Here is a 22,224-nt window from a genome sequence, read left to right on the forward strand (position 1 = left end):
CCGTGATTCAGAGCCGCTCGTAACCGGGCAGCGTCAGAAAATCGATCAGGGTGTCGGCGCAGGTGATCTCTTCCATCAGGTCACTTGCCTCGGCAAAGCGTCCTGCCTGCCAGCGCGCGGTGCCTACCTCGGCTTTGACCACCTCCAGCTCCTCGGCCAGCATCTGGCGGAACAGCGCCTTGGTCACCACCTTGCCATTTGACAGGCTCTTGCCGTGGCGGATCCATTGCCAGATGGAGGTGCGGGAGATCTCGGCGGTGGCGGCATCTTCCATCAGACCGTAGATGGGCACGCAGCCGTTGCCGTTGATCCAGGCCTCCAGATATTGCAAGGCAACGCGGATATTGGTGCGCATGCCTGCCTCGGTGCGCTCGCCCTCACAGGGGGCCAGCAGGTCGGCGGCAGTGATGGGGGAATCCTGCTCGCGCAGCACGCCAATCTGGTTCTTGGCGCCAGCCGCAATGGTGGCGTTGAACACCGCCATGGCAGTATCGGCGAGGCCGGGGTGGGCGACCCAGGTGCCATCATGGCCGTTGTTGGCTTCGCGCTCCTTGTCGGCTTTGACCTTGGCAAACACCTGCTCGTTGACGGCGGCATCCTTGGCCGGAATAAAGGCGGCCATGCCCCCCATCGCCAGCGCACCGCGCTTGTGACAGGTCTTGATCAGCAGCCGCGAGTAGGCGGAGAGGAACGGTTTGTCCATGGTCACCACCTGGCGATCAGGCAGTACCCGATCCGGATGGTTTTTCAAGGTCTTGATGTAGCTGAAGATGTAGTCCCAGCGGCCGCAGTTGAGGGCGACGATGTGATCCTTCATCTGATAGAGCAGCTCATCCATCTCGAACACTGCGGGCAGGGTTTCAATCAGCACGGTGGCCTTGATAGTGCCACGGGGCAGACCGAACTTGTCCTCAGTCCAGGCGAACACTTCACTCCACCAGCGCCCTTCCAGATTGCTCTGCAACTTGGGCACGTAGAAGTAGGGGCCCGAGCCTTTGGCCAGCAGTGCCTGATAGTTGTGCAGAAAATAGAGGGCAAAATCGAACAGGCCGCCGGGGATGGGCTCGCCATCGAAGGTGACATGTTTTTCCGGCAGGTGCAGACCACGGACCCGGCAGATGAGGACGGCCGGATCGGGGTTGAGGGTATAAGCCTTTCCTTCCGGACTGGTATAGGAGACGGTGCCGTTGACCGCATCGCGCAGGTTGATTTGACCCTCGATCACTTTATTCCATGCGGGGGCCAGTGAGTCCTCGAAGTCCGCCATGAACACTTTGACGTTGGCGTTGAGGGCGTTGATCACCATCTTGCGCTCGACCGGGCCGGTGATCTCCACACGGCGGTCTTGCAGGTCGGCGGGAATGCCGCGAATGGTCCAGTTGCCTTCACGGATGTGGGCGGTTTCCGGCAGGAAGTCCGGCAGCTCGCCGCCATCGATACGGGCCTGGCGTGCCACACGTTGTTTCAGCAATTCCCCTCTTTGGGGAGCAAAACGTTCCACCAGTTCGGAGACCAGAGCCACCGCGTCCGGCGTCAGAATTTGCGCGTATTCGGGCAGTATCTCGCCCTGGATGCGAAGGCGGGCGCTGCAGTGGGTCTGAGCCGGTGCCGACATAAGGTTCACTCCTTTGAGAATTACATTTTGAACTTACTAACTACGACTAAAGTCGAATCCCTGTTTCTGAAACGTTCCCGCAACAACGGGATAACACGATTGATAAGGTGCGAAATATTGTCGATTACGTCAACAGTTTTTTTTAAACGCCTGTTTTCTCGCTATAGTTAAGTTGATGTTTTTTATTGTTTTATTGGATTGGTATAAAAGCTCTACGCAGATGGTTATGCTCCTGCTTTTTCACATAGGACAACGGCTAATTTGGGCCATTACCCAGCCCCTCATTTCGTAACTTATTACGTAATAAAATTACAAATGCAAAAACAAATCCCGACCTAACTCCAGGCTTTGCCAAAACGGTCGTATAAAGTGCGTTTGAATGTGGCAATGAAGGTTTTGCTATTGCTAGGTCTGGTTGGTGAACGTGCGTTTTAAACTTGATGTGGTGGTGCGGGCTCTGTTGGCACCAGCGGTTGCAGCGATGGAAAGTGAAGCGCAATAACGTAGGTTTGTATCAGTTGTCGGGGGGAATGCCGGGGAGGCAAGGGGGAGAAACATCAGTCAATAATACTGCCATTCTTGATAGAATTAGCAGCTTGTCGTTTTTTGCTGATTTCTCGCCAAGGGCGGGAAACAGAGGGCGATGAACAGGTGACGAGCAGGGGATTGAGCGGCCATCTGGCCGGGCTCAATAGTCATCATCCGGTTCGGCAAGATCGATCACATCCAGCTGGATGACCTGTTCATCTTCGCTTTCGGTATGGCAAGGGGTGTCGTGAGGAACGGAATAAAGCGCAATGGCGGGTGTGAAATCGGTGGTCTGGTTCATGGCTGGTCCTGTGTTGAACGCAAGCCGGACAGTGATCCCTTCACTGGTGTTTCCACCTCCCTGTTTTGTCTACCGGCGGAAAGGTGCGCATCTTAATGAGTACGGAAAAAAGATTCAAGTGGTTCTGAGTGTTTTTTGTGCTTGATGGGCAGGTATCGTCAGGAGGATAAACCGGAGGCAAAAAAATAGCCCAGTCGTTTGACTGGGCTATTCTCGGGGAAAATGGTCGGTGTGAGAGGATTCGAACCTCCGACCCTCTACACCCCATGCAGATGCGCTACCTGGCTGCGCTACACACCGACGGAGTCAGACTCGGCTGACGGGGAGGAAGTCTAATAGCATGGCCAAACGGGCGCAACTCCTTTTTTATCATAGAGATGCCGATTGCTTCTTTATTGCTCAGTCTGGATGCAGCTTGGGTCTGAAGCGCAGATTTGGCATAATCGCCGCCCTGTCATCGCGAGGTATCATGCCAGCTATCTATGGAATTATCTAAAAGGTTTGGATAAAGGGAATGCAAACAGCACACGTGAACAAACAGAGGGGATGGGCGTGAAACCATCAGAGGTCCCAGAGACGCCGAGTCAGGCCCAGAGTCAGACTTCGCAGGATGAACAGTGGATGCGCCATGCCATGGCATTGGCCGCCCGTGCCGAAGGGATCGGCGAGATCCCGGTCGGCGCCGTGCTGGTGCTGGATGGCGAGGTGGTGGGTGAGGGGTGGAACCGCTCCATCAGCGAGCACGATGCCTGTGCTCATGCCGAGGTGATGGCGATCCGGGCGGCGGGCAAGCAGCTGGCGAACTACCGCCTGCTCGACACCACTCTTTATGTGACGCTGGAGCCCTGCTGTATGTGTGCCGGTGCGCTTATTCATAGCCGGGTCAAGCGGGTGGTCTATGGGGCCCAAGATCTCAAGACCGGTGCCGCGGGGTCGGTGTTCGAGATTTTGCAGGACCCGCGCCACAACCACAGGGTCGAGCTAACCGGCGGCGTGCTGGCCGATGCCTGCTCGGCCCAGTTATCTGCTTTCTTCAAGCGCCGCCGCGCCGAGAAAAAGGCGGCCAAACTGGCACTGCAACAATCAAACGATACCCTTTCCTGAATCATTCGGGGGCAGCGCAGGCGGCCCTCGCTGATTATCTTCATAAATATCTCTTTATAAACAATGCGTTGTAATTGTCCTTCCTCAAAATAACCCCCGTCCACTTTTCCGCTCACAACCTCTGTTAAAGCGCTCTCGATGTAACAAAACTGTCATGCAACCGCCATATAATGCCGCGAAGCCTAGCTTACATTGAGGTCTTGCATGTCATCGGAATCGTTAAACCTGGTCATGGCGGGCAGTAGAAAACGCCGGATCAAGGATAAATTGGCCAAATATGGCGTCACCACAGGCGGAGCCCTGGTACTGGTGGCGCTGCTGCTTATCTTCTTTTATCTGCTCTATGTGGTGAAACCCATCTTCAATGGCGCCTCCATGGAGCCGACCGCCTCGTTTACCCTGCCTGCCGCAGGGAAGACCGCCTGGCTCGGCGTGGAAGAGCAGAACGAGATTGGCTATCGCTTCAGCGATAAAGGGCTGGTCAACTTCTTCGCGCTGCAGGGAGATGACAAGATCAAGGTCGGCCAGTCACTGGGCCAGGCCCAGGTCGCTGGTGATATCACCACGGTGGCGGCACCCGCGCCGGGTCAGCGGCTGATCGCCTACGGCTTTGCCGATGGCAAGGCGCAGGTGGTACAACCCTCCTTCAAGGTCTCCTATCCCAACGATGTGCGGGTGATTGAACCCAGCCTGCAATATCCCTTCGGCGAAGAGCCGGTGGTGATCGACCCAGAGGGCAAGGCACTCAAGACCATGGTGTTTGAGGCGACCAAGGAGAAGATGGCGACTGCCGCCGTGACCGAAGATGGTCGTGGCGTGATGACGGTGATGAGCGGTGAGGAGAACTTCCTCTCCGGCGAGATCGAGTGGAGTGCCCAGAACTACAGCATCCCCTCCCTGCCGCGTCACGTGGATCAGATGCTGTTGACCCCCAATCTGCGGATCCTCTTTGTGCGCGAGGGCAATCGCCTCTCGGTCTATGACATTCACAACCTGAGCGAGATCTCCCTGCGCAACGTGCTGGAGATCAATGCTCCCAACGCCAATGTGACCCGGGTCGAGCTGCTCTCGGGCGCCTCCTCCCTGTTGGTGGGCAATGACAATGGCGTCATCTCCCAGTGGTTTGAAGTGGCCAAAGAGGGCAAGCGTCAGTTCACCCAAATCCGTGACTTCAAGGGTGACGGCGCGGTGGATCTGCTGACCCCCGAGCACTTTCGCAAGGGCTTTATCAGTGCCGACAAGCACGGTACGGTCAGCTTCTTCCACGCCACCGGCGAGACCAAGCTGCTGAGCGAGCAGGTCGAGGGCGGTGAGCTGTCGGCGCTGGCCATTTCGCCGCGTCACAATCTGCTGTTGTTGCAGCAAGGGCAGGCGTTCAAGCTGTTTGCGGTAGAGAACGAACACCCCGAAGTGACCTGGTCCGCCCTCTGGCAACAGGTGTGGTATGAAGGGTATCCGGAGCCCCAGTATGTGTGGCAATCCACCTCTGCCAGCAATGACTTTGAAGCCAAGCTGAGTCTGGTGCCGCTGGTATTCGGTACCCTCAAGGCCTCCTTCTACGCCATGATGTTTGCAGTGCCGCTCGGTGTTGCCGGTGCCATCTATACCGCCTACTTCATGTCGGCGGGGCTGCGCAAATACGTCAAGCCGACCGTCGAGATCATGGCGGCGCTGCCGACCGTTATCCTCGGTTTCCTGGCGGGTCTGTGGCTGGCGCCGATCATTGAGGGAGCTCTGCCCGGGGTGGTGTTGCTGCTGGTGCTGCTGCCGATGGGGATGCTGCTGACTGCACTGATCTGGAACTATCTGCCGGAGCGCAGCCGTGCCTGGTTGCCGGAGGGGTGGCACGCCATCCTGCTGATTCCGGTGCTGCTGCTGATTGGCTGGGGCGCCTTCGCCCTGAGCCCGCTCATCGAGAACGCCTTTATGCACGGTGATTCGCGCATCTGGCTGACCCACGAAATGGGCATCAAGTTTGACCAGCGCAACTCGCTGGTGGTCGGTATCGCCATGGGCTTTGCGGTCATCCCCACCATCTTCTCCATCGCCGAAGATGCGGTCTTCTCGGTGCCCAAGCACCTCACCCAGGGTTCGCTGGCACTGGGGGCCACCCCGTGGCAGACCCTGAGCCGGGTGGTGATCCTCACCGCGAGCCCCGGTATTTTCTCGGCGGTGATGATGGGCCTTGGCCGCGCCGTGGGCGAGACCATGATCGTGCTGATGGCAACCGGCAACACCCCCATCATGGACTTCTCCATGTTCCAGGGGCTGCGCACCCTCGCCGCCAACATTGCGGTGGAGATGCCGGAGTCGGAAGTGGGCAGCTCCCACTATCGGGTGTTGTTCCTCGCGGCCTTCGTCCTGTTTGTGTTCACCTTTTTGTTCAACACCCTGGCCGAGTTTGTCCGTCAGCGGTTGCGTGAAAAATACAGCTCGATGTAAGGGGCGACTCTGTAATGGACAAGGAATCGACAATGGGTAAGTGGTTTAAATCAGGGGCACCCTGGATCTGGATGACCGGCGGCGCCGTCAGCCTGAGTCTGGTGGCGGTACTGGGTCTGCTGCTGCTGATTGGCTGGCGTGGTCTGGTCTACTTCTGGCCGCACCCCATCTATGAGTGGCAACTGGAAGACGCAAGCGGCAACAAGAGCGTGCTGATCGGCGAGATCAACGATCGCGAGCTGGTGCCGGTGGAGCGACTGCGCGCCGCAGGTCTGCCGCTGGAAGGAGAGGAGCGCGAGCTGCTGACCCGCTATCTGGTCAAGACCGGTAACCGCGAGTTCGTCGACCTCGATTTTCGCTGGGTGCTGGAGACCGATATCAAGTCCCAGAGCCAGCCGGCCGAGCTGGCGATGGTGGAGCGTGCCACCAACGGCAACTTCTACGGCTACATCGCCTCGGTGAAAGAGGATGGCCGCGAGGTCACCACGGATCTGCATCCTGCCCTGCAGCGGGTGCTGGCGCGCGCTAATGCCCTCTCCGAACAGGCCAACGATCTGCAAAAAGGGGATATCGGCAGTATCAACTATCAGCTGGAGCGGCTGCGCCTCAAAGAGCGCAAGGCCGAGCTGGATGACAAGCTGACCGATCAGCTCAAAGCCGAGCTGGCCAGTGAGCGTCAAGCCCTCAACGATCGCTATCAGGTGCTGGAAAAAGAGCTCTTCTCCCTGCGTGCCCAGGCCGATCGCGATGCCATCACCGTCAAGGATATGCGTGGCGAGCTGGTGACCATGCCCATGTCCAAGGTACTGGATGTGGTATGGCCCAACGACATGAGCCTGCTGGCCAAGGTGGGCCACTGGTTCCACCAGATCGGCAAGTTCGTCTCTGACGATCCCCGTGAAGCCAACACCGAGGGCGGGGTGTTCCCGGCCATCTTCGGTACCGTCTTCATGGTGTTCCTGATGGCGATCATCGTGACCCCGCTGGGGGTGGTGGCGGCGGTTTACCTGCACGAGTATGCGGGCAAGAACAGCCTGACCAAGATCATCCGCATCGCGGTGATCAACCTGGCGGGCGTGCCCTCCATCGTTTACGGCGTGTTTGGTCTGGGCTTCTTCGTCTACACCCTGGGCGGTTCGCTGGATCAGCTGTTCTACCCGGAAGCGCTGCCGAGCCCGACCTTTGGCTCCCCCGGCGTGATCTGGTCGGCGCTGACCCTGGCCATCCTGACCCTGCCGGTGGTGATCGTCTCCACCGAAGAGGGGCTGGCGCGGATCCCGAGCACCATCCGTCAGGGCTCGCTGGCACTGGGGGCGACCCAGGCCGAGACTCTGTGGCGTATCGTGCTGCCGATGGCGAGCCCGGCCATCATGACCGGCCTTATTCTGGCGATTGCCCGTGCGGCCGGTGAAGTGGCGCCGCTGATGCTGGTGGGGGTGGTGAAACTGGCACCGACCCTGCCGATGGATGGCAACTTCCCGTATCTGCATGTGGAGCGCAAGTTCATGCACCTGGGCTTCCACATCTATGACGTCGGCTTCCAGAGCCCCAACGTCGAGGCGGCCCGCCCGCTGGTCTACGCCACCTCCTTCCTGCTGGTGACGGTGATCGTGGGTCTGAACCTGACCGCTATCGGTATTCGTAACCACTTGCGCGAGAAATTCCGGTCGCTGGAGCATTAATCCGGCGCCGCTTGAGTGATACAAGAGTGAGATAACAGAGGGGCGGCCGAGCGCGAGCCGCCATCTCTCTGCACCAATACGTGAGGGGCGCCGGCAGCAGTCCGGCCACTCCAGATTGATTTTGAGGTAACAGATGATCAACGTAACGACCACGTCCACCCAGCACACCGCGCTGGACCTGCTCAACCTGAGCCCGGAGCAGACCGCGCTGGAGGTGAAGGATCTCAACCTGTACTACGGCAGCAAGCAGGCGCTGTTCAACGTCAACATGAAGATCCCCAAAGGGCAGGTGACCGCCTTTATCGGTCCGTCCGGCTGTGGCAAATCGACCCTGCTGCGCTGCATCAACCGGATGAACGATCTGGTGGAGATCTGCCGCATCGAGGGGGAGATCCAGCTGCACGGCCACAACATCTATGACAAGAGCGTGGATGTCTCCGCCCTGCGCCGTCAGGTGGGCATGGTGTTCCAGCGTCCGAACCCCTTCCCCAAGTCCATCTATGAGAACGTGGTCTATGGCCTGCGCCTGCAGGGGATCAACGATCGCCGTACCCTGGATGAAGCGGCCGAGCGCTCCCTGCGCGGTGCGGCCCTGTGGGACGAGGTGAAGGATCGTCTGCACGACAACGCCTTCGGCCTTTCAGGTGGTCAGCAGCAGCGTCTGGTGATTGCCCGCGCCATCGCCATCGAGCCGGAAGTGTTGCTGCTTGATGAACCGACCTCGGCGCTCGACCCCATCTCCACCCTCACCATCGAGGAGCTGATCAACGAGCTCAAGAGCCAGTTCACCGTGGTGATCGTCACCCACAACATGCAACAGGCGGCGCGGGTCTCTGATCAGACCGCCTTCATGTATATGGGCGAGCTTATCGAGTACTCGGATACCAACACCATCTTCACCACCCCGGCCAAGAAGAAGACCGAAGATTACATCACCGGTCGTTACGGCTAAGCGGTGAGTGGCAGAGCAGGGCTGATAGATATGAACAGCAAGAAACAGATTACCGGTCAGATCAACGGCTAAGGCATAATCGGAGCATCAAGGATTATTTGTATGGACAATATGAACCTCAATAAACACATCTCCGGTCAGTTCAATGCCGAGCTAGAGAGCGTGCGCAATCAGGTGTTGGTGATGGGCGGTCTGGTGGAGCAGCAGCTCACCGATGCCATCGCGGCGATTCACGATCAGGATCTCGATGCGGCGCGCATCATTGTCGCCAACGACCATAAGGTCAACGCCATGGAAGTGGCGATCGACGAGGAGTGCACCCGCATCATCGCCAAGCGTCAGCCGACCGCCTCCGACCTGCGACTGGTGATGGCCATCATCAAGACCATCACCGATCTGGAGCGCATTGGTGACGTGGCGGACAAGATCGCCCGCATGCTGACCGACAACGCCAACAAGCCACAGCCGCCGCTGGTGTCGCTGGAAAACATGGGCCGTCGTACCATCAAGATGCTGCACGATGTGCTCGACGCCTTCGCCCGGATGGATCTGGATGCGGCGCTGGCGGTCTACAAGGAAGATGACAAGGTAGACCGCGAGTACGAGTCCATCATTCGCGAGCTGATGACCTATATGATGGAAGATCCCCGCACCATCCCCCAGGTGCTCAACGTGCTGTGGGCGGCGCGGGCCATCGAGCGGGTCGGCGATCGCTGCCAGCACATCTGCGAGTACATCGTCTACTACGTCAAGGGCAAGGATGTGCGCCACACCAAGGCGGACGATCTGGGCACCTTGCTGGGCAAGGGCTAACCGGAAGTGAATAAAAAGGCGCGTGAAGCGCCTTTTTTGTTGCATAACTGGTCGGAGTAAGATAAAGCCCCCAACTGGCTGTTTTCTGATAGAATACTCCCCCTGTGTGAGTCCCGGATGGGCTCACGGTCCGGTCTCCCGGGCCCAGTTTGCCGTCTTGTGCTAAGGCGGGTGTAGCAATAGGTTAATCATGAGTTTTGCCGATAGTTTGTTCTTTTTAATGCTGCTGGTTGGCGGCAGTGTGTTTTTCTCCCTCTCCGAGATCTCTCTCGCCGCATCTCGCAAAATCAAATTGCAGGTGATGGCGGATGAAGGTAATCGCCAGGCCGAAAAGGTGCTGGCCCTGCAGGCCCAGCCGGGCAACTTCTTCACCGTGGTGCAGATTGGCCTCAATACCGTCGCCATTCTGGGCGGTATCCTGGGTGAGTCTGCCCTCAACCCCGCCATCAAGGGGATTGTCTCCCAGTTCTACCAGGGCCCCTGGCTTGGCGAGATCAGCTCCGGTGCCTCCTTCGTGTTTGTCACCGGGATGTTTATCCTGATCGCCGATCTGATGCCCAAGCGTCTGGCCATGACCATGCCCGAGCAGATTGCCGTGGTGGTGGTGCGCCCCATGCTCTTCTTCGTCACCGTGCTGATGCCGCTGGTGTGGGTCTTCAACGGGTTGGCCAACTCCCTGTTCCGCCTGATGCGCGTCTCCACGGTGCGCAACGACGAGATCACCTCCGACGATATCTATGCAGTGATGGATGCCGGTGCCGAGGCGGGGGTTATCCAGCGGGAGGAGCATCAGCTCATCGAGAACGTGTTCGAGTTGCAATCCCTTGGCGTCACCTCCGCCATGACGGCCCGCGAGAGCCTCATCTACTTCACCCTGCAAGAGAGTGAAGAGAGCATCAAGGCGAAGATCGCCGAGCACCCCCACAACAAGTTTCTGGTCTGTGACCACAACCTCGACAGCATCAAGGGCTTTGTCGATGCCAAAGAGTTGTTGATCCGCGTTATCAGCGGGCAGAGCATCGATCTCATCGGTGGCAACCTGGTGCAGAACGTCATCATCATCCCCGATACCCTGAACCTCTACGAGGCGATGGAGTACTTCAAAAATCATCGTGGCGACTTTGCCGTGGTGATGAACGAGTACGCGCTGGTGGTGGGGATTGTCACCATGAACGACCTGATGAGTACCGTCATGGGCGAATGGGCGACCCACGTGGTGGAAGAGCAGATCGTCCAGCGCGACGAGAACTCCTGGCTGGTGGACGGGGTGACCCCCATCTCCGACGTGATGCGCGCCTTCGATATCGAAGAGTTCCCCGAGAACCAGAACTACGAGACCATCGCCGGCTTCATCATGTATATGCTGCGCAAGATCCCCAAGCGCACCGACTCGGTCAAATACGCCGGTTACAAGTTCGAAGTCGTGGATATCGACAGTTACAAGATTGATCAGCTGCTGGTTACCCGGGTCGAACCGGCTTTGGCCGAGAAGCCAGCTCAGGAATCGTAAAAGGAGCGACATAAGAGTCATGAAGATGCAGTCTCATTCCCGTGCGCTGGCCTGTGTCGCGCTCGCCCTGGCACTGGGTGCCTGTAGTCAGAGTGCGCCGCGCAAAGCCACAGTGGCTGCCAAGCCGGTAGCCCCCAAGCCTGCCGTGGTCGTGCCGCAGCCGGATCCCGATGCGGTGGTACAAAGCGGCATGGCAGAGCCGAGCCCGGTCTTTGACGAACAGTACCACGGCCCGGATCAGGGGTCGCTGGAGTCGGTGACCGCCCTGTTTGCCCGTGGCTACATCGAGTCTGCCATGCGCGAGACCATGCTGGCGGCGGTGCACAACGACTATCCGCTGCTCGGCATGCGGGATGTGCGGTTGACCGATCCGGTCTCCAAATTTCTCACCTCCAGCCATGCGGCCACCACGGCCCATGACTACCTCTATGCGGGGGTGCAGCGTCGCCTTGGGCGTCCGCTCAGCCCTGCCCAGTGGGAGCAGATCTGGCGCGGCTTGCCCCAGCAGGGGCGGGTTTCCGACTGGGTCAAACAGATCAAGCGAGTACTGGCCGGACGTTAAGCTGCCAGCGAGCGAACATCTTGTGCAATAGCAGTGAGGCCACCCTTGGGTGGCCTCACTCATTTTTTATTCGCTATTCGTCAGGAGGCAGATGGCCCGGCAGGCTTGCCAAACAGCACCTTGAGCTTGGCGGGCCACGGCAGGCCACGGGCATCGCGCAGCATGTCCCGCCACTCGTGGAAGGTGAGGGTGAGGGGGTTGAAGCTGTGGATCGGTTTGGTGATGCCAAAGCGGCACGGCTCGGCCGGGTCCTCCTCGACAAAGGTGCCAAACAGCCGATCCCAGATGATCAGCACCCCGGCGAAGTTGCGGTCTATGTACTTGGCATTGCTAGCGTGGTGCACCCTGTGGTGGGAGGGGGTGTTGAAGATCCACTCCAGTTTGCCGAGCTTGCCGACCACCTGAGTGTGGACGAAGAACTGAAAGCCCAGGCTGAGCAGTACGGTGGCGACGACCGCTTCGGGCGGGAAGCCGATGACAATCATCGGGATCCAGAACAGCCACATGCCGGAGATGGGATACATCAGGCTCTGGCGAAAGGCTGTGGAGAGGTTGAGCCGCTCCGAGCTGTGATGCACCACATGGGAGGCCCACAGCCAGCGCACATGGTGGCTGGTGAAGTGGAACAGCCAGTAGCAGAGATCCTGCAACAGGAAGAGCAGCAGTACGCTCCAGAAGGTGAGCTCGATATCGAACAGCCGCCAGCCCCAGAGGGTGTCGTACAGATAAGCGATGGCGATGGCCGCCAGCGCATCGCCCCCCTGATGCATCAGGGCCAGTGCGGCGTTGGCAAACAGATCTCGCCACTGGTAGGTGGCAGTGGGAAAGGCGGCGCCATGTTTGCGCAGGTAGAGCATCTCCCAGCCGATAAAGGCCAGAAAAATCGGGGAGAGGTAGAGCAGGAGCAGTTGCACATCCATGATCCGGTATCCATTCAGAGCAATTGCTCTCCAGCATAAAGGATGGAGTTAATATTTCATTAACATTTTTTGTGCCAGTGACGTGCCAGAGTGATGGGCTCGGTGTAGAGCATATTTAAAGGTGGGCTGGATGCTGCGGGCGGTGGCTATGCTTGATGCAGGCTTTTTTTCCGGAGGATCTGGCTTATGCGCATCTGGTGCTGCTTGTTGTTGGGGCTGTGTGTGATGGCGCACGCCAAGACCCGGGTCGAGATCCTGGCGGATGCGGCCTATCCCCCCTACTCGTGGCAGGAGGGGGAGGAGGTCAGGGGCATCTATGCCGACATCATCCGCGAGGTGACTGCCTCCATGAGTGATTATGACGTGGTGCTCAAACCCATGCCCTGGCGGCGGGGTCTGAGCATGGTGGAGCAGGGGTCTGCCTTCGCCATTTTTCCACCCTACTACCTGCCCGATGCCCGCCCCTATATCTGGCCCTACTCGCAGCCGATGCTCGATGAAGAGCTGGTGGTGATGTGCGGCGCTAGTGTGGCGGCCAATACCCCGCAGGCCAGCTTTCCGGCCGATTATCACGGCTTGCGCTTTGGCATGAATGCCGGCTTTGCCATTGGTGGCGATGCCTTCTGGCAGGCGGTAAAGGAGAAGAAAATCGACCTGGAAGAGGTCAAAAGCAATCGGGAAAATCTGCTCAAAATCGTGCGTGGCCGGGTTGATTGCACGATCAATGACCGCCTCTCACTGCTCTATGAACTGCTCAACATGATCAAGGCCGATCAGCTGGCGGTGGCCGATATGTCCCTGCTCAAACAGGGGCCGGTGCTCAGCAAGGAGCAGGGGTTTCTCGGTTATAGCCGCAAAGGGGAGTTTCCCTACAAGCAGGCCTTTATCGAGCAGTTTGACAAGGAGCTTTATCAGCTCAAAAAGCGTGACGGCATAAAGAGCATCGTGGAGCGCTATCTGGGAAAGTCCCCGCGCTGAGCCGATGAGAAGGGGACTCGGGTTCAGCTGGATTGAGTCTGCTCCAGCGTGAAGAACAAGAAGAGGGACCATGCGGTCCCTCTTCGTTTATCCAGCAGAGCCTGTTTGCTACAGCACCTGGCTCAGGAACTGGCGCAGACGCGGGGAGGGGGGATTGTCGAAGAAGTCGGCGGGCTTTTCATCCACCAGCAGCTCGCCACTCTCCATAAAGAGCACCCGATCCGCCACCTCGCGGGCAAAGCCCATCTCGTGGGTCACCACCACCATGGTCATCCCCTCGCGGGCCAGCCCTTTCATCACATCCAGCACTTCCCCCACCATTTCGGGGTCGAGCGCACTGGTGGGCTCGTCAAACAGCATGATGCGCGGTTGCATGGCGAGCGCCCGGGCGATGGCCACCCGCTGTTGCTGACCGCCGGAGAGTTGTGACGGGTAGCTGGCCGCCTTGACCGACAGCCCCACCTTCAGCAGCAGCGCCTTGGCCCTGTCTTCGGCATCACGGCGTGACAGGCCGCGCACCTTTTGCGGAGCGAGGCAGATGTTCTCCAGCACCGTCAGGTGGGGGAAGAGGTTGAAGGACTGGAACACCATGCCCACCTCTTCCCGCAGCTTGTTGACATCGCCCGGCTCGGTCAGGCAGATACCGTCGACCACGATATTGCCGTCGTTGATGGTCTCCAGCTGGTTGAGGGTGCGCAGGAAGGTCGATTTGCCCGAGCCGCTGGGGCCGACGATCACCACCACTTCCCCTTCGGCCACCTCGGTGCTGACGTTTTTCAGGGCATGCACCTCGGTGCCGTAGAACTTCTCTACCCCGGTCGCCTTGATGATGGGATCAGTTGCTGTACGCATATTTTGCCTCCAGAAGAGGAACCGGGAAGGCGCTGGGGGTGCCGGTGATTTCAGGGCTATTCGAATCCCGTTGCATCTTGATAATGGGATCAGTTGCTGCGCGCATATTTCACCTCGAGACGGCGTACCAGGAAAGAGAGGGTGCCAGTGAGCACCAGATAGAGCAGGGCGACGGTAAACCACACCTCGAACGGGCTGAAGGTGGAGCTGACCACCTCGCGCCCCGCCTTGGTCAGATCGGTGATAGAGATGACCGAGACCAGCGAGGAGTCCTTGATCAGGTTGATGAACTGGCCCGCCAGCGGCGGCAGCACCCGCTTGAACGCCTGCGGCAGGATGACATAGCGCATGGTCTGGGCCGAGGTCATGCCCAGGCTGCGGCCCGCCTCCATCTGCCCCTTGTGGATGGAGCTGATACCGGCGCGGACGATCTCCGCCACATAGGCGCCGGTAAAGACTGCCAGCGCGGCGACCCCGGCGGTGAAGCGATCGAGGTTCAGCACGGTGCCGATAAAGAAGTAGACGATGAAGATCTGCACCAGTAGCGGCGTGCCGCGGATCAGCTCCACGTAGGTGACCGCCAGATTGCGCAGAGCAGGGTTGGGGGAGAGACGCGCCAGCCCGGCCAGGGTGCCGAGCAGGATGGCGAAGATGCCCGCCACCAGCGAGAGCTTGACGGTGACCCAGACGCCCCAAGCGATGGGGCCAGCGGTCCAGGTGAGCGTTGTATCCAGCGTATCGCCGCGGAAAATGGTATCCCCTTCCGCGACTTTCACCCCGGTGCTGGCGATGGCTTGACGTTGATTGGGGTCGAGATCGTTTTGCAGGAACAGCTTGCCCTTCTCGGCCTCGCTGGTGCCAGCAATCACGGTGCCGTCAAATTCGGCCTGGTTATTCTGCTCCGCCTGATAGGCGATGTATTGGGGAATGCGTTCCCAGCGCCAGGTGTAATCCACGGATTGCACTGCTTTATAGATGCCGAACACGGCGGCCAGCAGCATCAGCAGGAAGACGCCATGCCAGAGTAGCTGATTGGGCTGTTTTTCCATCTGTCTTGTCAGTTTGGGTGTGTGCACAGTCACAACCTCTTCTCGTTATTGTGTGGGGAGCTGCATGGTGCAGGGGCGGCACATGCCGCCCCCCGGAGGTTATTTGAGCTGGTTCAGCCAGGTATTGGATTCGAACCACTTCTTGTAGAGGCGGTCGTAGCTGCCATCGCCCTTGATCTGGCGCAGGTAGTTGTTGAACCAGTTGAGGGTGTCCTGATCGCCTTTGCGAATGGCCCAGGCCAGCGGCTCGAAGGTGAACGGCTTGTCGAGGTGCACCACGGCGCCCTGATTCTGGGAGGCGAAGATAGCGTTGTAGGGCAGGTCATAGACGAAGGCATCGACCTTGCCGTTGATCACTTCCAGCTTGGCGTCATCCTGGGTTTCAAACTGCAGCAGGGTGGCTTTCGGGATGAGGCGCTTGACCGCCTGCTCGCCGGTGGTGCCGAGCTTGACCGCAATCTTGTATTTCGGGTCGTTGAGGTCGGTGAAGGATTTGATCTCGGCTGCCTTGTCCTTGCGCACAACTATGGTCTGGCCGACCACGATGTAGGGGTCGGCAAAGTTGACCCGCAAGTTGCGCTGCGGGGTGACGGTCATGCCGCCCATGATGACGTCGAACTTGTTGGTCAAGAGCGCCGGGATGATGCCGTCCCAGGCGGTGTTGACGAACTCGACCTTTACCCCCATCTCTTTGGCGACCATCTTGGCGAGATCCACGTCAAAGCCGATGTATTGGCCCTGCTTGTTGGTCATCTCGAAGGGTTGATAGCCCGCATCAAAGCCGACCCGCAGCACGCCGCGTTCGAGCACGGCATCCAGGGTAGACGTAGGGGCTGGGGTCGGGGCCGCCGTGGCGATCCCGCAAAACAGCAGGGTAGAAAGAATCAGTTTTTTGATCATAAGTGACGTCTCTGTCGGTGGTGTGTTCGGCCTTGAACCTGATCCCGTGCGACTCCGTGGCACAAGAGACTGCTGCATCCGGCAACAGGCAAGACAGGATTAATGTCTTGAGCGGGACAAAAGCCCCATATGAGATGCTATGAATAGTGGTTGAGTGAAAAATGTACCAAAAACAGATTGTGTCAGAAGACTCAATAGGTTAGGGGCACTTTTTACTCATGGCTTCACTCATAAAATCACACGAAAACAACATATCTAGCTAATGATGCAGGTTCAAGCCCAAAATGTGTTTACTGCGCCACCTTGAGGAGTCGGGGTTACATCTGCTCGGTCGGTTGTCCTCTGGGAGCCTGCGCCTTGAGGAAGGGGAGCAGCAGCAGGGCCGAGACGCCCGCCGCCACCGAGATCACCACGAAGAAGCCGTTCCAGTGCCAGATCTCCATCACCTTGGCCAGCGGATAGCCCGACAGCGCCGCCCCCATGTAGGCAAACAGGCCGACAAAGCCGGTGGCCGCTCCTGCTGAATTCTTGTGGGAGCACTCCGCCGCCGCCATGCCGATCAGCATCTGGGGGCCGAACACGAAGAAGCCGATGGTAAAGAAGCAGGCCGCCTGCATCACATAGCTGAAGAAGGGCATCAGCCAGAGCGACCCCACCGCCAGCAGGATCCCCACCGCAAAGATAAGGTTCATCGGGCCGCGGTTGCCGTTGAACAGCTTGTCCGATCCCCAGCCCGCCACCAGGGCGCCGATAAAGCCCCCCACCTCGAACATGGAGATGGCCGAGTTGGCGCTCATCAGATTGAAGCCGCGCTGCTCGGTCATATAGAGGTTGCCCCAGTCATTGATGGCGGTGCGGACCACATAGACCAGCACGTAACAGCAGGCCAGCAGCCAGATATAGGGGTTGCCCAGCACATATTTGCGCAGGATCTGGCGGTGGGAGAGCCCCGCATCCTGGGTCTGCTGGGCCAGCTCCATGGCGTCCTTGCGCCACTCGCCCACCGTGGGCAGCCCCATGGCGCTCGGGGTATCCCGCAGTCGCCAGCAGAGGAACAATCCCGCAAGGATGGCGATAAGGCCGGGCACTATCATGCCGTAGCGCCAGCCATGTTGCAGGGCAATCGTGCTGACGATAAGGGGGATGAGCGCGCCGCCGACGTTGTGGGCGGTGTTCCAGGCTGACCACCAGACCCCGCGCTCGGTGCGCGAATACCAGCTGGTGAGCAGCTTGGAGCAGGGGGGCCAGCCCCAGCCCTGAAAGAAGGCGTTGGCGACCCAGAGGGCGGCAAACATCCAGAGTGCCGATGAGAGGCCGAACAGGATATTGATGACGCCGGTAGCCATCAACCCGACCCCCATGAAGTAGCGCGGGTTGGCGCGGTCACTGATGATGCCGGAGAAGAACTTGGAGCAGCCGTAGGTGATGTAGAACAGGGTCCAGAGCATGCCGATGTCGGACTTGTCCAGCATGCCGCTCGCCAGCATGTCCGGCATGGCGAAGTTGAAACTCTTGCGGGTGAAGTAGAAGACCGCATAGCCCAGATACATGGTGAGCAGCAGGTGCAGCCGCCAGTGGCGATAGGTGGCGTCGATCTCGCCCTGATCCCGGATAAGGGGCCGGGGCGGCGCGCTTCTCATAAAACTCAGCACAGGCTGGCCCTCTGGTGGTGATTAGCCATGACTCTCCTCCCGTCTGCGACTGGGCAGGTTGACCGTCAGCTGGGTGCCGTGGATGCAGGAGAGTTGCAGACTGCCCCCGAGGGCCTGTACCCGCTCGCGAATGCCGAGCAGGCCATAGCCCTGCTGCGGGCGACTCTCCGGCAGGCCGCGGCCATCATCTTCCAGCACCAGTTGCAACTGCTCGCCGCTGGCCCGGGCGCGAATGGTGACCGAGTGGGCATTGGCATGTTTGACCACGTTGTTGAGCCCCTCCTGACAGACCCGAAACAGGGTGACCCGCTGGGCATCGGAGAGATCCCCATCCGCCAACTGCCACTCCAGCCGGGTGACAATGCCGTGGCGCTCCAGCTCAAGCTCTCGCAGCAGAGCCCGTACCGCCTGCTCCAGGGTCATGTCGTCGAGCTGGCGCGGGCGCAACCGCCCAAGCAGACCGCGCACCGCGTCGTAGATCCCGAGCGACAGGGTGTCGATCAGGGCGCTGCTCTGGCCCACCCCGGCATTGTCGGGGGCGAGGCGGCGCACGATCCCGGCCTGGGTTCGAATGGCTGTGATGGTTTGGCCGATATCGTCGTGCAGCTCGCGCGCCACCTCCTTGCGGATGCTCTCTTCGGTCTCCAGCAGCCGCTCGGTGAGCTGGCGATTGTGGGCGAGCTGGCGAGTCAACGCCTGATTGAGCTCGCGCTGGCGCTGGATCCCGGCGCCGAGCAGCAGGCCGGTAAGACTCTGGGCCAGCAATGAGAGCAGCAGGTCGAGGGGGTGATCGTGCCAGGCCTGACTGGCCAGCAGGGCGATGGTGTTCATCAGGGTGGCAAGCAGCGCCCCCTGCCAGCCATAGCGCCACGCCATGGCGATGATGGGGATGGCCAGACAAAACGGCGTGAAGCGCACCAGCGAGTTGGGCAACCCCAGTTGCAGCCAGAGGCTCAGCACGAACAGCAGCAGATACCAGACCAGATGGCGAAAGCGCCAGTCCACCGGCTGATCCACCAGCGCAGGGCCGAGCGGCACCCAGGTGGCGCGGGTGAGGTAGTGCCAGATCAGCATGCAGGTAGAGGTGAGGGTGAGGCCGCCGGTCAGGCTAAGCAGCAGGGCCGAGAGGCCATCTTCCCCCGCCAGATGCCAGAGCAGGGCTTGCAGCAGCGCCGCCGCTGTGACGGTGGCGAGCAGCAGCAACAGTTGCTGCCAGTCGTTGCGCACCTGCTGGCGACGGGCAATGAGCAGGGGTAGCAGGGTCAGCAGACTACCCGCGACCAGCCACGGCCAGTGGGGCAGCCCCACCTCCTGATTGAGCCAGTAGAGCAGCAGCCCTTCGCACAGCAACAGCGGCGGCCAGTAGTGGCCGGGGCTTTGCAGCAGCAAGCCGAGGCGCAGGCCGAAGGGGAACAGCAGCACCGCCAGCGCCGGGCCACCCGCCAGATGCAGGCTGATGCTCCAGAGGCAAAACCAACCGGCGGCAAAGATGAAGCTGGCCGCCAGCGCGATGGCGACATAGCTGGCAAAACGGGAGATCACCAGCTATCCAGCATGCGGTGAGCCAGCTCGACGTTATTGCTGACCTTAAGCTTGTCCATCAGGTTGGCGCGATGGACGTGGACCGTCTTGGGAGAGAGGCCAAGTTGCTCGGCGATGGCCTTCACCTCCAGCCCCTGTGCCAGCAACTGGGCAATTTCCCGCTCCCGATTGGTGAGGGGATCCCGGCTGCTGCTGGCCAGCTTTTGGGCGATGTCCGGCGTCAGATAACACCCCCCTAGGGCGGCGGTACGCACGGCGGCGATCAGCTCGTCCGGGCTGCAACGTTTGGAGAGAAATCCCTTGGCACCGGTTTGCAGCGCCTGCTCGATGAGGGCCGGGCTGTCGTGAACCGAGAGCATCACCACCGCCAGGCCGGAGGGGAGCTGCTTGAGCAGCTCCAGCCCCGACTGGTCGGGCATCGAGATGTCGCAGACGCAGACCCGCGCCCCGCTGCCGGGCAGGCCGGCAAGGGCGTCGCTGGCAGAGCCGAATTCGGCCACCACCTGCAGGTCGGGCTCCAGATTGAGCAGTTGGGCAAAACCGGAACGGACGATCTGGTGATCGTCGATGAGGGCAATGTTTATCATGATGTCAGCCTGAAATTCGGTGCGTCATGACCATGACGCGGCCAACAAGATACCTGCCCCCCGAGTCAGGCTCAAGCAGCAGCAGGAAAAGGGGCTAAAAACCGGGGGCAAGGTGCGCAAAGCTTGATCGGGATCAGCTGGCAAGGGCGAATAAACGGGCTGATCAACAGGGGGATGACCAGCCCGGGGGACTCAGCGGTGCAGCTCGCCGGCGCGTTCCGGCTGATAGACCACTTCCAGAATTTCGACCTCGATGGTGCGACCGGCCGGGCCCGGCCAGGCGATGCTGTCGCCCACTTTCAAACCGAGCAGGGCACTGCCCACCGGGGCCAGTACCGAGATGTTGCTCTCGTCGCCCTTGGCATCGCGCGGGTAGACCAGGGTGAGGCAGAACTCGTTGCCGCTGCTCTGCATCTTGAAGCGCACCTTGCTGTTCATGGTGACCACGTCTGGCGGCATGTCGGCCGGTTCGCGGATCTCGGCGCGATCCAGCTCCTCTTGCAGAGCCAGATGCTGCGGGTGGTTGCCGAGCAGTTGTTCGATACGGTCCAGATCAAGACTGGAGATAACGAGATGTGGTTGTTTCATAAGATATTCCTTATCAATAGCGGACAGGGCCAGACCGGCGGGTGCAGGTTGGCCATCACACTGGGTGTTACAAAAATGGATTCAACAGGTTCAATCGATTGAAAATGCCATGCCCCCAAGCGACTCGCGGCCGAAGGAGCGAGGCGGGGGCTCAGCAGGGTGTGAGCAAAATCGAGGAAATAACGAGTATTTTCATGGGGCTACCATAACCATTCTGGCAAGCCTTGGCAACCGTGACTGAGTGACTACTCAGAAGCCTGATAATTGTACTGACGGATGATCCGCGCCAGCGAGCCATCCTTGCGCATCTCATTGAGGGTGATTTGCCAGCGACGCCCCTCGAAGAAGGGAAATTCCCGGTGGGCGGCGACAAACAACTGGGTGTGCATCAGGGTTTCGCCCTTAACCAGATTGTCTGCAGAAAATCCGCTAATGTGCTGGTTGTAGAGGATGGCATTCCAGGCGCCGACCCAGGCATCGATGCGCCCTCGTTGCAGCTTGCTGGCATTGAGTGCTTCGGTGGCGACGGTTTGGCTGGCCAGATTGAGCCGCAGTTTGAGCAGGTGCTGGCCGAAGGAGTAGCGCAGGGTGCCGACCTTCAGTGAGGGGAGATCGCTGGTCTTGAGCGGGGTGGGATGAAAGCGGCGATCGCTGACGATGACAAACTCTTCATCCATGATCGGGGCTATCCAGTAAAAGAGGCGCTCGCGCTGGGAGCTCCGCACCGGCGGCACGAGCATCACATCCTTGCGGTTAGCCACCTCGGTAAGGGCTCGAGCCAGCGGCATCAACTCGATGGTCAGTGGTTCGCCCAGACGGCGGGCGGCCTCTTCCATGATCTCGATGGCCATTCCGCTCGGGTTGCCCTGATTGGTGCGAATAACGTAAGGGGGCAGTTCGGCCGCCACCAGCACAATCGCTTGCGTGCTGGTGGTCACCAGCAACAACAGCAGAGTCACAAAGGGCAGGTAGAGATCGCGCATGCAGAAAGGTCGTGAGCCAGAGTCGAATATGCAGAGTGTAACATTCCTGCCTGCGTTGTCTGTCTACCTGCTGAGGGGTTGAGATCTCAGTCGAAGAAATCGCGCAGATCGCGCACTTCGTAATCAGCGAGTTGCTGCCAGGGGAGCTGAGTGGGCAGCTTGCGCAGGGTCACCTCCATCCGGTAGCTGCGATAGCCGTCAAGAGTTGCCGACTCGACCACCAGCGGGATCTGCCACTGACTCGACCAGAGGATGCGGGTTCGCTGGTTACCATCGCGTTTTTCGTACCAGCGCGCCTGTTCGGGCGCCGCTTCATCCAGTGGCGTCATCCCCTCGATCAGCGCCGGGTTGACGAGATGGCGGATCCGCGGCCAGTCGGGCTTGAAAGCCACCTGACCGTACTCCTCTTCTGGCACCTCCACCAGCTGGTTATGCCAGCTGTCGGCATAACGCAGCTGAAGTTCACCCTCATCACTACGACTGACCCAGCGGGCCGCCATCTGGTGGGTAAAGTGCTTGTGGCCGGGGGTGGCGTCGTGAGTGGCGTGATAGGCACGGGCAAGGGGGAGGGGAATGAGCCGCTGGCTCCACACCTGATTGCCCACGCGCAGCCACTTCTCCTGCCAGACACTCTCTCTGGCGATGCCATCGCTGCCGGTGTTCC

Annotated in this window: 20 protein-coding genes and 1 tRNA gene; 8 read left to right on the forward strand and 13 right to left on the reverse strand. The window is 59.7% G+C overall.

The window, feature by feature from the left end; translation table 11 throughout:
• Positions 1 to 7: 7 nt before the first annotated feature.
• The 3 genes from aceB to LD28_RS0117865 form a co-directional block, all read right to left on the reverse strand.
• Positions 8 to 1,615 (reverse strand): malate synthase A, encoded by a 1,608-nt coding sequence (gene aceB, locus LD28_RS0117860; RefSeq protein ID WP_033138274.1) that lies wholly within the window; start codon positions 1,613 to 1,615, stop codon positions 8 to 10.
• A 688-nt stretch (positions 1,616 to 2,303) separates the two neighbouring features.
• A complete protein-coding gene (locus LD28_RS23590; RefSeq protein ID WP_167334791.1) occupies positions 2,304 to 2,444 on the reverse strand; it encodes a hypothetical protein in 141 nt (46 codons plus the stop codon).
• Between the two features lie 223 nt (positions 2,445 to 2,667).
• A tRNA-Pro gene (locus LD28_RS0117865) sits at positions 2,668 to 2,744 on the reverse strand.
• 246 nt (positions 2,745 to 2,990) lie between these two features.
• On the opposite strand from LD28_RS0117865, the gene tadA reads away from it, so the two are divergent.
• The 7 genes from tadA (at position 2,991) to LD28_RS0117900 (ending at position 11,509) form a co-directional block, all read left to right on the forward strand.
• The gene (gene tadA / locus LD28_RS0117870; RefSeq protein ID WP_420911719.1) at positions 2,991 to 3,548 is read left to right on the forward strand and encodes a tRNA adenosine(34) deaminase TadA; all 558 of its coding nucleotides are present in this window, start codon (positions 2,991 to 2,993) and stop codon (positions 3,546 to 3,548) included.
• 204 nt (positions 3,549 to 3,752) lie between these two features.
• A complete protein-coding gene (locus LD28_RS0117875) occupies positions 3,753 to 5,990 on the forward strand; it encodes an ABC transporter permease subunit (RefSeq protein WP_033138276.1) in 2,238 nt (745 codons plus the stop codon).
• Positions 5,991 to 6,022: 32 nt separating this feature from the next.
• Positions 6,023 to 7,672, forward strand: a complete 1,650-nt coding sequence (gene pstA / locus LD28_RS0117880) for a phosphate ABC transporter permease PstA (RefSeq protein WP_033138277.1) — start codon at positions 6,023 to 6,025, stop codon at positions 7,670 to 7,672.
• 133 nt (positions 7,673 to 7,805) lie between these two features.
• A complete protein-coding gene (pstB, locus tag LD28_RS0117885) occupies positions 7,806 to 8,624 on the forward strand; it encodes a phosphate ABC transporter ATP-binding protein PstB (protein WP_033138278.1) in 819 nt (272 codons plus the stop codon).
• Between the two features lie 102 nt (positions 8,625 to 8,726).
• A complete protein-coding gene (phoU, locus tag LD28_RS0117890; protein WP_033138279.1) occupies positions 8,727 to 9,437 on the forward strand; it encodes a phosphate signaling complex protein PhoU in 711 nt (236 codons plus the stop codon).
• Positions 9,438 to 9,627: 190 nt separating this feature from the next.
• Positions 9,628 to 10,947: a polyamine export protein PaeA gene (gene paeA / locus LD28_RS0117895; RefSeq protein WP_033138280.1), complete on the forward strand. Its 1,320-nt coding sequence runs from the start codon at positions 9,628 to 9,630 to the stop codon at positions 10,945 to 10,947.
• A 19-nt stretch (positions 10,948 to 10,966) separates the two neighbouring features.
• On the forward strand, positions 10,967 to 11,509 hold the full coding sequence (locus LD28_RS0117900; protein WP_033138281.1) for a hypothetical protein: 543 nt from the start codon (positions 10,967 to 10,969) through the stop codon (positions 11,507 to 11,509).
• Positions 11,510 to 11,589: 80 nt separating this feature from the next.
• Here the strand turns inward: LD28_RS0117900 and LD28_RS0117905 are convergent, their stop codons facing one another.
• Complete coding sequence (locus tag LD28_RS0117905) at positions 11,590 to 12,429, reverse strand: sterol desaturase family protein (RefSeq protein WP_033138282.1); 840 nt, start codon at positions 12,427 to 12,429, stop codon at positions 11,590 to 11,592.
• 186 nt (positions 12,430 to 12,615) lie between these two features.
• Between LD28_RS0117905 and LD28_RS0117910 the strand changes: the two genes are divergently transcribed.
• A complete protein-coding gene (locus LD28_RS0117910) occupies positions 12,616 to 13,407 on the forward strand; it encodes a substrate-binding periplasmic protein (protein WP_033138283.1) in 792 nt (263 codons plus the stop codon).
• Positions 13,408 to 13,515: 108 nt separating this feature from the next.
• Here the strand turns inward: LD28_RS0117910 and LD28_RS0117915 are convergent, their stop codons facing one another.
• The 9 genes from LD28_RS0117915 to LD28_RS0117955 form a co-directional block, all read right to left on the reverse strand.
• Positions 13,516 to 14,259, reverse strand: coding sequence for an amino acid ABC transporter ATP-binding protein (locus LD28_RS0117915; protein WP_033138284.1), 744 nt, complete (start codon positions 14,257 to 14,259; stop codon positions 13,516 to 13,518).
• An 89-nt stretch (positions 14,260 to 14,348) separates the two neighbouring features.
• Positions 14,349 to 15,308, reverse strand: coding sequence for an amino acid ABC transporter permease (locus LD28_RS0117920; protein WP_033138285.1), 960 nt, complete (start codon positions 15,306 to 15,308; stop codon positions 14,349 to 14,351).
• Between the two features lie 99 nt (positions 15,309 to 15,407).
• Positions 15,408 to 16,208 (reverse strand): transporter substrate-binding domain-containing protein, encoded by an 801-nt coding sequence (locus LD28_RS0117925; protein ID WP_033138286.1) that lies wholly within the window; start codon positions 16,206 to 16,208, stop codon positions 15,408 to 15,410.
• Between the two features lie 317 nt (positions 16,209 to 16,525).
• Positions 16,526 to 17,860 (reverse strand): MFS transporter, encoded by a 1,335-nt coding sequence (gene uhpC / locus LD28_RS0117930; RefSeq protein WP_033138287.1) that lies wholly within the window; start codon positions 17,858 to 17,860, stop codon positions 16,526 to 16,528.
• Between the two features lie 21 nt (positions 17,861 to 17,881).
• Positions 17,882 to 19,402 (reverse strand): signal transduction histidine-protein kinase/phosphatase UhpB, encoded by a 1,521-nt coding sequence (uhpB, locus tag LD28_RS0117935; protein ID WP_033138288.1) that lies wholly within the window; start codon positions 19,400 to 19,402, stop codon positions 17,882 to 17,884.
• Positions 19,399 to 19,989: a response regulator transcription factor UhpA gene (gene uhpA / locus LD28_RS0117940; protein WP_033138289.1), complete on the reverse strand. Its 591-nt coding sequence runs from the start codon at positions 19,987 to 19,989 to the stop codon at positions 19,399 to 19,401. The genes uhpB and uhpA overlap by 4 nt, the downstream gene beginning before the upstream one ends.
• A 192-nt stretch (positions 19,990 to 20,181) precedes the next feature.
• Positions 20,182 to 20,577, reverse strand: a complete 396-nt coding sequence (gene rnk, locus LD28_RS0117945; protein ID WP_005334070.1) for a nucleoside diphosphate kinase regulator — start codon at positions 20,575 to 20,577, stop codon at positions 20,182 to 20,184.
• 245 nt (positions 20,578 to 20,822) lie between these two features.
• Entirely contained in the window at positions 20,823 to 21,560 is a 738-nt protein-coding gene (locus tag LD28_RS0117950; RefSeq protein WP_033138290.1) for a substrate-binding periplasmic protein, read from the reverse strand.
• 86 nt (positions 21,561 to 21,646) lie between these two features.
• Positions 21,647 to 22,224: hypothetical protein (locus LD28_RS0117955; RefSeq protein WP_033138291.1), on the reverse strand; the 578-nt coding region annotated here is incomplete at its 5' end.

It is taken from the genome of Aeromonas finlandensis (assembly GCF_000764645.1).
Taxonomy (GTDB): domain Bacteria; phylum Pseudomonadota; class Gammaproteobacteria; order Enterobacterales; family Aeromonadaceae; genus Aeromonas; species Aeromonas finlandensis.

Excerpts from the sequence above, each read along its gene's own strand:
- aceB (WP_033138274.1), bottom strand. The coding sequence starts at position 1,615 with ATGTCGGCACCGGCTCAGACCCACTGCAGCGCCCGCCTTCGCATCCAG.
- LD28_RS23590 (WP_167334791.1), bottom strand. The coding sequence starts at position 2,444 with ATGAACCAGACCACCGATTTCACACCCGCCATTGCGCTTTATTCCGTT.
- tadA (WP_420911719.1), top strand. The coding sequence starts at position 2,991 with ATGGGCGTGAAACCATCAGAGGTCCCAGAGACGCCGAGTCAGGCCCAG.
- LD28_RS0117875 (WP_033138276.1), top strand. The coding sequence starts at position 3,753 with ATGTCATCGGAATCGTTAAACCTGGTCATGGCGGGCAGTAGAAAACGC.
- pstA (WP_033138277.1), top strand. The coding sequence starts at position 6,023 with ATGGGTAAGTGGTTTAAATCAGGGGCACCCTGGATCTGGATGACCGGC.
- pstB (WP_033138278.1), top strand. The coding sequence starts at position 7,806 with ATGATCAACGTAACGACCACGTCCACCCAGCACACCGCGCTGGACCTG.
- phoU (WP_033138279.1), top strand. The coding sequence starts at position 8,727 with ATGGACAATATGAACCTCAATAAACACATCTCCGGTCAGTTCAATGCC.
- paeA (WP_033138280.1), top strand. The coding sequence starts at position 9,628 with ATGAGTTTTGCCGATAGTTTGTTCTTTTTAATGCTGCTGGTTGGCGGC.
- LD28_RS0117900 (WP_033138281.1), top strand. The coding sequence starts at position 10,967 with ATGAAGATGCAGTCTCATTCCCGTGCGCTGGCCTGTGTCGCGCTCGCC.
- LD28_RS0117905 (WP_033138282.1), bottom strand. The coding sequence starts at position 12,429 with ATGGATGTGCAACTGCTCCTGCTCTACCTCTCCCCGATTTTTCTGGCC.
- LD28_RS0117910 (WP_033138283.1), top strand. The coding sequence starts at position 12,616 with ATGCGCATCTGGTGCTGCTTGTTGTTGGGGCTGTGTGTGATGGCGCAC.
- LD28_RS0117915 (WP_033138284.1), bottom strand. The coding sequence starts at position 14,259 with ATGCGTACAGCAACTGATCCCATCATCAAGGCGACCGGGGTAGAGAAG.
- LD28_RS0117920 (WP_033138285.1), bottom strand. The coding sequence starts at position 15,308 with ATGGAAAAACAGCCCAATCAGCTACTCTGGCATGGCGTCTTCCTGCTG.
- LD28_RS0117925 (WP_033138286.1), bottom strand. The coding sequence starts at position 16,208 with ATGATCAAAAAACTGATTCTTTCTACCCTGCTGTTTTGCGGGATCGCC.
- uhpA (WP_033138289.1), bottom strand. The coding sequence starts at position 19,989 with ATGATAAACATTGCCCTCATCGACGATCACCAGATCGTCCGTTCCGGT.
- rnk (WP_005334070.1), bottom strand. The coding sequence starts at position 20,577 with ATGAAACAACCACATCTCGTTATCTCCAGTCTTGATCTGGACCGTATC.
- LD28_RS0117950 (WP_033138290.1), bottom strand. The coding sequence starts at position 21,560 with ATGCGCGATCTCTACCTGCCCTTTGTGACTCTGCTGTTGTTGCTGGTG.